General features: G+C 67.7%; 10 protein-coding genes. 6 read left to right on the top strand and 4 right to left on the bottom strand.

Annotated elements, in window-relative coordinates; genetic code table 11:
* Positions 1 to 244 precede the first annotated feature (244 nt).
* Both EV645_RS14215 and EV645_RS14210 read left to right on the top strand, forming a co-directional pair.
* A complete protein-coding gene (locus EV645_RS14215; RefSeq protein ID WP_130443417.1) occupies positions 245 to 736 on the top strand; it encodes a methylated-DNA--[protein]-cysteine S-methyltransferase in 492 nt (163 codons plus the stop codon).
* Between the two features lie 131 nt (positions 737 to 867).
* Positions 868 to 1,179 carry a hypothetical protein gene (locus EV645_RS14210; protein ID WP_130443415.1) on the top strand — a complete coding sequence of 104 codons (312 nt, stop codon included), beginning with the start codon at positions 868 to 870 and terminating at the stop codon, positions 1,177 to 1,179.
* A 61-nt stretch (positions 1,180 to 1,240) separates the two neighbouring features.
* On the opposite strand, the gene EV645_RS14205 is transcribed toward EV645_RS14210, so the two are convergent.
* Entirely contained in the window at positions 1,241 to 2,089 is an 849-nt protein-coding gene (locus EV645_RS14205) for a hypothetical protein (protein WP_130443413.1), read from the bottom strand.
* 375 nt (positions 2,090 to 2,464) lie between these two features.
* On the opposite strand from EV645_RS14205, the gene EV645_RS14200 reads away from it, so the two are divergent.
* The 4 genes from EV645_RS14200 to EV645_RS14185 all read left to right on the top strand — a co-directional run bounded on the left by EV645_RS14200 (position 2,465) and on the right by EV645_RS14185 (position 5,802).
* Positions 2,465 to 3,007 (top strand): peptidylprolyl isomerase, encoded by a 543-nt coding sequence (locus EV645_RS14200; RefSeq protein WP_130443411.1) that lies wholly within the window; start codon positions 2,465 to 2,467, stop codon positions 3,005 to 3,007.
* Positions 3,008 to 3,068: 61 nt separating this feature from the next.
* Positions 3,069 to 3,812 (top strand): rhomboid family intramembrane serine protease, encoded by a 744-nt coding sequence (locus EV645_RS14195; protein WP_130443409.1) that lies wholly within the window; start codon positions 3,069 to 3,071, stop codon positions 3,810 to 3,812.
* A 317-nt stretch (positions 3,813 to 4,129) separates the two neighbouring features.
* The gene (locus tag EV645_RS14190; RefSeq protein WP_130443407.1) at positions 4,130 to 5,080 is read left to right on the top strand and encodes an ABC transporter ATP-binding protein; all 951 of its coding nucleotides are present in this window, start codon (positions 4,130 to 4,132) and stop codon (positions 5,078 to 5,080) included.
* A complete protein-coding gene (locus EV645_RS14185; RefSeq protein WP_130443405.1) occupies positions 5,077 to 5,802 on the top strand; it encodes an ABC transporter permease subunit in 726 nt (241 codons plus the stop codon). The genes EV645_RS14190 and EV645_RS14185 overlap by 4 nt, the downstream gene beginning before the upstream one ends.
* Here EV645_RS14185 and EV645_RS14180 read toward each other — a convergent pair.
* Genes EV645_RS14180 through EV645_RS14170 form a run of 3 tightly spaced genes read right to left on the bottom strand, consistent with a single transcriptional unit; the run spans position 5,799 to position 9,124 of the window.
* On the bottom strand, positions 5,799 to 6,803 hold the full coding sequence (locus EV645_RS14180) for an S-adenosylmethionine:tRNA ribosyltransferase-isomerase (protein ID WP_130443403.1): 1,005 nt from the start codon (positions 6,801 to 6,803) through the stop codon (positions 5,799 to 5,801). The genes EV645_RS14185 and EV645_RS14180 overlap by 4 nt on opposite strands.
* Positions 6,800 to 7,519: an SDR family NAD(P)-dependent oxidoreductase gene (locus EV645_RS14175; RefSeq protein WP_130443401.1), complete on the bottom strand. Its 720-nt coding sequence runs from the start codon at positions 7,517 to 7,519 to the stop codon at positions 6,800 to 6,802. The genes EV645_RS14180 and EV645_RS14175 overlap by 4 nt, the downstream gene beginning before the upstream one ends.
* Positions 7,520 to 7,561: 42 nt before the next feature.
* Entirely contained in the window at positions 7,562 to 9,124 is a 1,563-nt protein-coding gene (locus EV645_RS14170) for an FAD-binding oxidoreductase (RefSeq protein WP_130443399.1), read from the bottom strand.
* Positions 9,125 to 9,180: the final 56 nt, after the last annotated feature.

The raw sequence follows: 9,180 nt of genomic DNA, 5'->3' as shown, positions 1-9,180 counted from the left end.
GTCATGATGGATCTTGCCTTCCGTGTCGATCGGACAGGTCGACGCCGGCCGGGTGGCAGACAAGACATTAATGAGGCTTTGCCAGGCTCTTATTAGGTCATGCACGCCCGGTCGGCGACGGGGCGCCCCGAGCACCGGACGGACCAATTTGCAGTCAACCCAGCAGGGCGACAGTCGGCGGACGAGCCACGGCGCCCAGAGCCCAACCATCATTAATGTCGGTGGGCGGCGAGAGGATGGGGGCATGCGCTGGTCCGTGATCGATTCGCCCATCGGCGATCTGACCCTTGCGGTCGACGACACCGGGCTGTGCCGGCTGCACTTCGGTACATCAAGCACAGCTGGCGCGGCCGACCGTCCGGTCACGACCGACCCGTTGCTGACCGAGGCCGCCGAGCAACTCAAGGCGTACTTCGCCGGCGAGCTGCAGGAGTTCACGCTGCCGCTGTCGATCCGCGGCGGCTCCGACTTCGAGCGCGCGGTCTGGACCCAGCTGACCCGCATCCCGTACGGCGAGATGCAGACGTACGGCGACGTCGCGAAGATCGTCGGCGATATCGGCGCGGCCCGCGCCGTCGGCACCGCCTGCAACCGGAACCCGATCGCGATCGTCGTGCCCTGCCACCGGGTCGTCGGCGCGGGCGGCAAGATGGTCGGCTTCGGCGGCGGGATCCCGACCAAGCGGCACCTGCTCGAGCTCGAGGCGCGGATCACGCTCGAGACGCTCTGGACCTGAGCAGGCCCTAGACCTGACGAAGATCTGACACTCGCCGGGCGCCGATCGGGGCGCGGTGGGAGTGCTGACGCACTAACGTTTGAAGCGAGTGATTCAGGCGCGCCCTCCCACCTGCCTTGGAAGACATACAAATGAACAAAGACCGCACCACTGACCACCTCCACCCCGACCTCAGTGCCCTGATGGACAAGAGCGCCGAGGAATGGTCGGCCCCGGAGATCCAGGACGCTGCTCGCGCGGCGCTGAAGATGCATGCTCCGGACCGCGAGCCGATGACCTGGATCAGGCGCTTCAAGGTCGTTCCCTGGCTGCACCGCAACGACGCGGTCTGCCTGAGCTGCGGCGGTACGTACCCGTGCATCACCCATCGGTACGCCACCCAGCTGCTGTCCGCCGGCCGCTACACGATCACGAAGGCCGACGCGGAGCCGCAGCCGAACTGAGCCTAGAAAGACGAAGGTCCCGCACCCTGCAGGGTGCGGGACCTTCGCCGTTGCGGTGGAGTCAGGAATCGGTGGGCTTGGACTCGCTCGAGCCCGTTGCCTTCCTGGTGGTGGTCTTCTTCACGGCGCCGTTCGACGCGGCCTTCATCTCGTCCTTGGCCTCATCCTTGGCCTCGTCCGCCTTGGCGGCCGGCTTGGTCTCCGGCTTCGTCTCGGCCTTCGGGGCTTCCGGCTTCGCGGCCTCCGGCTTCGCGTCGGTCTTGCCGTCGGTCTTGCCGTTCGACTCCGTCTTGCCGTTGGACGACGCCGACGTGTCTGCCGGGCGTGCCGTCGTACCGGCCGGGGCGGAGCTGTAGTCGCGGCCGCTGGTCGGGGTGGACTGCCAGGCCGGCTCCGGCGGGGTCAGCAGCTTCTTCACCGCTGCCGCGGCGAGTGCACCGAGCCCCAGGAACAGCACCACGTTGCGGAGCTTGTGGCTCTTCTTCGGTACTTCGAGCTCGCCCTTCAGCGCGGCCTTGGTGGCCTTGCCGCGACGAGCTGTCTCCTCGACGACCGGCTCGGCGGCGGCCGCGAGGGTCGCCAGCGCGGCGGTCACCTTCGGCAGTAGGTCGTCGTTCAGCCGCTCGCGGGCCTTCTCGGCGGCGTGCTCAGTGGCCGGGCCGACCTTGGCGAGGGCGTCGTCGAGCACCGGACCGGCCTTCTCGACCGCCTGGTGGGCAAGGTGCGCGCCCCGCTCGACGGCCTTCTCGGCGTACGGCGACACCTTCTCCCGTGCGGTGCCCACAGCCGGTCCGAGATGGTCACGGACCTGGCCGACGGCCGGTCCGAACTTCTCCGACGCCGACTCGGCGAGTGGCCGGACCCGGTCCTTCGCGACCTCGACCCGGCCCTTGGACTTCCTCAAACCCACGGTTCCCTCCTAGGTGCCGCCCGCCCCAGCGGACAGCTCTCCCGCCCATCGGCGACATGGGCACTTTCCGGTCACAACTCTGGACAAATCCGGCTGTATCTGCATCGTACGACGTCACGAGCCGATAACCCTGTGCCCCACCCCACCTTTCCACACACCCTCTGCCGACCACCCACGTCCATCTCAGGGGTCAACCCCTCAGCTGGACGGTTGGGGAGCCGGATTCCGCTTCCGCAACCGACCGGCTCAGGGGTTGACCCCTCAGACGTTCGGCGGAGGTGGCGCGGGGTGTTCGGCTGGTCGGTGCGGTTGTTCTTGGAGCCGCATGACAGGATCGACGGTGTAATCCGCGTTTTCCGACTAGGAGTGACTCCCGTGGCCGAAGAGCTGTACGCGACCCTGCAGACGAACAAGGGCGACGTCGTCATCAGGTTGTTCCCGAACCACGCGCCGGCGACGGTGAGCAACTTCGTCGGCCTCGCCGACGGCAGCAAGGAGTGGACCGACCCGCAGACCGGTCAGCCCACCAGCAAGCCGTTCTACGACGGTCTCACCTTCCACCGGGTGATCGACGGATTCATGATCCAGGGCGGCTGCCCGCTCGGCACCGGCACCGGCACGCCGGGGTACCAGTTCGACGACGAGATCCACCCGGAGCTCCAGTTCGACCGTCCGTACCTGCTCGCGATGGCCAACGCCGGCATCCAGTACGGCCACGGCACCAACGGCTCGCAGTTCTTCGTGACCGTCGTGCCGACCCCGCACCTGAACCGCAAGCACACGATCTTCGGTGAGGTCGCCGACGACGAGTCGAAGAAGGTCGTCGACGCGATCGCCACCGCCGACACCGCGCCCGGCGACCGGCCGCTCGAGCCGATCGTCATCAACAAGGTCGTCATCGAGCGTAAGAACGCCTGACTGAATTCTCCGCGGGGCCGGCACGCCACCGGCCCCGTCACCCAACGAAGGACGCACCCGCGTGACCGACACCGTCTGCTACCGGCACCCGGATCGGCCCGCCGGAGTGCGCTGCCAGCGCTGCGACCGGCCGATCTGCCCGTCCTGCATGAACAGCGCCGCCGTCGGATTCCAGTGCCCTAGCTGCTTCAACGAGGGAGTCCGCTCGGTCCCGCGGACCAGGACCTCACTCGGCGGCATCCAGCGTGCCAACCAGAGCATCGTCACGTACACGATCCTGGCGCTGAACGTGCTCGTCTTCATCGCCGTACACGTCGGCAGCCCGCGGATCCTGCAGGACCTGGTGATGGTGCCGGTGCTGACCGAGAGCGAGCCGTGGCGGCTGCTCACGTCGGCGTTCACCCACGTGCAGATCTTCCACATCTTCTCGAACTTGTTCATGCTCTGGCAGCTCGGTCCGCCGCTCGAGCACATGCTGGGCCGGCTCCGCTTCACCGTGCTGTATGTGCTGTCCGCGCTGGGCGGCAGCATCGCGGTGTGGATCCTCGCGGCCCCGGGTTCGGCGACCCTCGGCGCGTCCGGCGCGGTCCTCGGACTGGTCGGCGCCCTCCTGGTGATCAGCCGCGCCCGCGGGCTGGATATCACCTGGATCATCATGTACGTCGGGGTGACCGCCGTACTGTCCTTCGCCATCCCGAACGTCTCGTGGCAAGGCCATCTGGGCGGCTTCATCGTCGGCGCCGCGCTGGCGTGGATCTTCCTCCAGTTCTCCAACCACAAACGCCGCAACAAACAAGCGGCCTAGGCCACAAATTCTGTTCGGTTGGGTTAAAGAGGGTGACAGGTAGGGCGAAGTACTCGTCTAATCAGGTGACGTCCCGACGGGGGACCGACTTGGTTAGGACGGCTGGATATGAGCCCACGTGCGGTGGACAAGCGGGCGCGGCCCGGTAATGAGCGGCATCCGGTCGTGCGGCTGGAGTCGCCACCCAGCTGGATCAATTCGCTCGAGCATGAGCCCGGCCGGAAAACCCCGGAACGACGGGCGAACGAGGCGGTAGCGGCAACCCGGCCGCGCTGAACGAGGGTCGATTTCGCGCCGCCGGTGGAATCATTGACGGTATGGACGCCGTATCGACCGCACCGGCGCTGTCGGCCGACCGGCTGAGCAAGCACTTCGGGGACCGGGTGGCGTTCCAGGACGTCTCGTTCGAGATCGGGTACGGCGAGGTGTTCGGGTTCCTCGGACCGAACGGCGCCGGCAAGACCACGACCGTACGGACCCTCGGCACGCTCCTCACGCCGACGTCCGGTACGGCGAGCGTCGCCGGCCTTCCGCTCACACCGGACAACGGCGTCGAGATCCGCCGGCGAATCTCGATCATGCCCGAGTCGCCGGGCCTGTACCTCCGCCTGACCGTGCTCGAGAACCTGCGCTGCTTCGCCGACCTGTACCAGGTGCCCACGGCAACTAAACGCATCGAGCAGGTGCTGAGCGCAGTACACCTCACCGACCGGGCTCACGACGCCTGCGGCGCTCTCTCGAAGGGCCTTCGGCAACGTGTCGCGTTGGCCCGCGCGCTGCTCAACGACCCGCAAGTTCTGTTCCTGGACGAGCCGACCTCCGGACTCGATCCGGTCGCGGCCCGCGGCGTACACGACCTGATCGACGAGCTGCGCCAGCGCGGCGTCACGATCTTCCTCACCACGCACCGGCTGGACGAAGCCGAACGCCTCTGCGACCGCGTTGCCATCCTCAACACGACCTTGCGGACCATCGGCCGCCCCGACCAGCTACGCGACGAACTCTTCGCCCGCACCCTCACCGTCCGTACGGCGGTCCCGCTCGCCGCGCCGGACCGCGTCTTCGGCAGTGTCACGGGCGTCAGCAGCTGGCACGAGAACGACCTCACCACCTACGTCCTGACCGTGGACGATCCGACCCAAGCCGCGCCGGCGGTCACCCGGGCCCTGGTACAGGCCGACGCGGACGTCTTGTCGATCAACCCGTCGCACCACTCGCTCGAGGATGTCTATCTCGAGCTCATCGACGTACCGGCAGGTCAGCCATGACGGTCAACCCGAGGCTGGTCCGCGCGATCGTCGCCAAGGAGCTGCGCGAGTTCCGGCGGAATCGATCGCTGGTCGTTGGGATGGCCATTGTTCCGATCATCTTCTCCATCCAGCCGCTGGTCGCTGTCTTCACGCTGACGACGTCGGCATCGGAGCCGCTACGCCACGAACACGTACTGCTGTACATGCTCGGCATCCCAGCGCTCGTACCCTCCCTGGTCGCCTCCTACTCAGTCGTCGGCGAACGCGAACAAGGCACGCTCGAGCCACTGCTCACCACCCCGATCCGCCGCGAAGAGCTGTTGCTGGGCAAGGCTCTCGCCACGTTCATCCCGGGGGTAGTCGTCGCGTACGCCGTCTTCGGCCTGTTCGTGGCCTGTGTCGAACTCTTCGCCCAGCCCGGCGTGGCGGCGGCCCTCATCCACCCGTCCGACTTGATCGCGCAGCTCCTGTTCACGCCGCTGCTCGCCGGGTGGTCGATCTGGGTCGCCATCGTGATTTCCACTCGTTCCAACGACATTCGTGTGGCCCAGCAGCTCTCCACACTCGCCAGCTTGCCGTCGGTCGCGTTGACGACCTTGATCTCTCTGAACGTCATCGACGTGTCCCTGCTGACCGCAGTGATCACCGCAGTGGTGCTGATCCTGTTGAACCGCATCGGCTGGCGCGTGGCCTCGGCGCTGTTCGATCGCGAACGCCTGATCCTCGGAACGAAGGCCTAACCCCGCAACAGCAGGGCGCTGTCCCCGAACTCGTGCCAGAGGTAGTTCTGTTGTACGGCGGCGTCGTACGCGCGCTGCACCAGTTCAGTGCCGACAACTGACTCCAGCAGGAGCAGATGCGATGCCTCGGGCGCGTGCCAGCCGGTGATGAGCCCATCCACTACCTGCGGCGGCCGGTCTGGGCTGAGGACCAGGTCGGTCCATCCCTGCGACGGGTTGACCGAGGCGTCCGCAGCCGACTCGATCGCTCTGACAGCAGTGGTGCCCACAGCGATGACACGTCCGCCGTTTGCCTTGACCCAGTTGACCAAACGAGCTGTGTGCGCAGGTACGTCGTACCGCTCGGGCTGTGGTGGTTCGTGGCTCTCCAGCGAGGAGACGCCGCAGTGCAGGAGGATCGGCGCGATCAGCACGCCCTGCGACGCCAGCCGGCTCACCAGCTCGAAGCTGAACGGCCTTGCTGCGCTTGGCATCTCCGCACTGCCCGGCTCGCGCGCAAAGACAGTCTGGTACGCCGCCAACGGCCAACGCTTGCCGACGTAGTCATAGGTGATCGGACGCCCATGCCGCTGCAGATAGCCGAGTACGTCGGGCACCGGCGGCCTGGCGATCCACAAGCGATTGCTCTCCGACTGGTACGGCGCCAGCAACGTCAGCACGCCCTCGGGCAACTCCACCTGCTGACCCGCCTTGCCGTCGAACCTCGGCGAGCCACCGTCGCGCAGTTCGACCACCCAGGTGCCGTCGTCGAGTGCGGTCGAGAAGTGCACGGTGACCGAAGCACCGTCGACCGCGGCGGGCAATGTGCCGGACGTGTTGACCAGCAACAGGTCTCCGGGCCGGAGGTGTTCGCCGATCCGGTCGAAGCGGGTGTGCGTGACGGTCGACCCCTCCGCGACCAGCAGCTTCACCTGATCCCGCCGGAGGCCGCGCGCCTCCGGCGGTTCGCCGGCGTTCAGTGCGTCCGGGAGGACGAACCTGGTGTGTGGGTGCACTTTCACGACGTCACCGCCGGCGCGAACTCGGCCGCTCGGTACCGTCCACTCGCCGGACGGCTGTCCAGCAACTTCAGGAACGCAGGTACTACGGTCGTCGGCTCCGGCCGGTCCGAGATGTCCTCGCCGGGGAACGCGGCCTGGTGCATCGCAGTACGCAGATCGCCAGGATCGACGGCGTACACAGAGAGCGTGGGGTGCTCGGCGGCCAGCACTCGCGTGGCGTGGTCGAGTGCGGCCTTGGCCGAGCCATAGCCGCCCCAGGTCTCGTAGGCCTCCACTGCGGCGTCGGAGCTGATGTTGATCAGTACTCCGGACGCTGCGGTGAGTGCGGGCAGCAGTGCCTGCGTCAGCGCGATCGGTGCGAGTACGTCGACCTCGTAGACGCGACGCAGTTCGTCGAGATCAGCTGCATCGAGTGCTTGCAGCGGACTGGGGCCGAGGTAGCTGGCGTTGTTCACCAGGAGGTCGAGGCGGCCGAGCTGGACCACCACGTCGACCAGGTCCAAGCGGTGCTCGGGGTCGGTCACGTCTCCGGCCAGCGGGACCACATCGGTGCGGTTGGCGAGGGCATCGGCCGCGTCCTTCAGCGGACCGGCGCCCCGGGCGTCGATCACCAGCGTCCAGCCGCGATCGGCCAGCCCGTGGGCCAGTGCGAGCCCCAGCCCGGCGGACGCCCCGGTGATCAGCGCGACAGGACGGTTCGAGGAATCAGGTTTCATGCCGACACCGTCATACCTCAAGGAAACTTGAAGTCAAGGGTGTCAGAGCAGGATGCCCGGGTTGAGGACGCCGTCCGGGTCGAGCGTGTGCTTGACGGCCTGCAGGGCTTCGACCGCGAGCGATCCGATCTCCGCGTGGTACGCCGTCCGGTGATCGGTGCCGACGCCGTGGTGATGGGTGATGGTGCCGCCGGCGTCGGCGATCGCTTGGTTGGCCGCGGACTTCGCAGTGCGCCACTGCTCGACCGGGTCGTCAGACTGGGCGCAGATCACGGTGAAGTACAGCGAGGCGCCGGTCTCGTAGACATGGGAGATGTGACAGAGGACCAGCGGCGGGGTCGCGCTCAACGCGTTGACGAGAGCTTCGGTGACTGCGGTCTTGAGCGCGGGGATGCGGGACCAGAACGCGGCCGTCTCGAGGGTTTCTACGAGGGCGCCTTCGTCGAGGAGCGGGTCCCGGAGGTACGGCGCGCGGTAACGGCCGGTGCGCCAGGTCTCACCCGGGCCTTCGCCGAGGTTCTCGCCGCCCGCTGCCGTGAGGACGTCTGCGGTCGCTCGGTTGTACGGGCCGTCGAAGCCGATGATCGCGAGCACGCCGCCGGAGCCGCCGCCGAGGACGTCAGGGTCGGCGAGGTTCACCGCGGTTTCTATCTCGTCTGACAAGCGGAGGACCGTGGGCAGCGGGCCGTCCTGCGCGAGCCTTCGTACGGCGGTGAGGCCGGCGTCGAAGCTCTCGAACCGCCAGCCTTCGAAGTGGCGCTCGGTCGGGCGGGGGCGGATGCGTACGACGACCGAGGTGATGATGCCGAACGCGCCTTCGGACCCGAGGATCAGTTGGCGCAGGTCCGGGCCGGCGGCCGACATCGGTGCTCGTCCGAGCTCGATGGTGCCGCGGGGTGTTGCGAGGGTGAGGCCGACGACCATTTGATCGAACCGCCCGTAGCCGGCTGAGGACTGGCCGCTGGAGCGTGCTGCCGCGTAGCCGCCGATCGAGGCGCCTTCGTAGGACTGGGGGAAGTGGCCGAGGGTGTAGCCGCGCTCGGCTAGTAGGTGCTCGGCTGCGGGACCGCGTACGCCGGCCTGCAGGGTGGCGGTGCGGGACACCTCGTCGAGCTCGATCAGCTGGTCGAGTCGGCGCAGGTCGACGGTGATGAACCGGCCCGACGCGGCGAGACCGCCGACGACGGACGTGCCACCGGAGTACGGCACCACGGCCAGGTCGTGCTCAGCACAACCTGCGAGCAACGCAGACACCTCGTCGTGTGAGGCGGGGTAGACGACTGCGTCCGGCATGTCCGAGGCATCGCCGGCGCGGAACCGCAGCAGATCGGTCGTCGAGTAACCCCTGGTGTGCGCCCAGCGAGAGTCCAGGTCGGACATCACCTGCTCAGACCCCACGACCGAGGCAAGGAAGGCCAACTGCGGCCCGGTCAACCCAGTCCGATCCGCCGTCCCGGCCGGGGCACTCACGTCAGGCCCGGCCGGGCGCTGGATGCCGAGGTGTTTGAGGGCTTCGAGGGCTGCGGCGGGTAGTTCGACCACCTGGGCGGGGTCGCCCCAACGGCCGGGCGTGAGTTGTGCCACCGGGAGGTCGGATTCAGTCACAGGTGGCTGCCTTTCAGTGGTCCTGCGAGGTAGCGTCCAGGGGAGGTGGAACCCCC

Source organism: Kribbella rubisoli (genome assembly GCF_004217145.1).
GTDB lineage: Bacteria > Actinomycetota > Actinomycetes > Propionibacteriales > Kribbellaceae > Kribbella > Kribbella rubisoli.
The sequence above is the reverse complement of the archived record's forward strand: the minus strand, read 5'-3'. Positions and strand labels throughout refer to the sequence as shown.

Bases quoted from the DNA above. Each gene is read 5' to 3' on its own strand.
- EV645_RS14215 (WP_130443417.1), top strand. From the start codon at position 245: ATGCGCTGGTCCGTGATCGATTCGCCCATCGGCGATCTGACCCTTGCG.
- EV645_RS14210 (WP_130443415.1), top strand. From the start codon at position 868: ATGAACAAAGACCGCACCACTGACCACCTCCACCCCGACCTCAGTGCC.
- EV645_RS14190 (WP_130443407.1), top strand. From the start codon at position 4,130: ATGGACGCCGTATCGACCGCACCGGCGCTGTCGGCCGACCGGCTGAGC.
- EV645_RS14185 (WP_130443405.1), top strand. From the start codon at position 5,077: ATGACGGTCAACCCGAGGCTGGTCCGCGCGATCGTCGCCAAGGAGCTG.
- EV645_RS14175 (WP_130443401.1), bottom strand. From the start codon at position 7,519: ATGAAACCTGATTCCTCGAACCGTCCTGTCGCGCTGATCACCGGGGCG.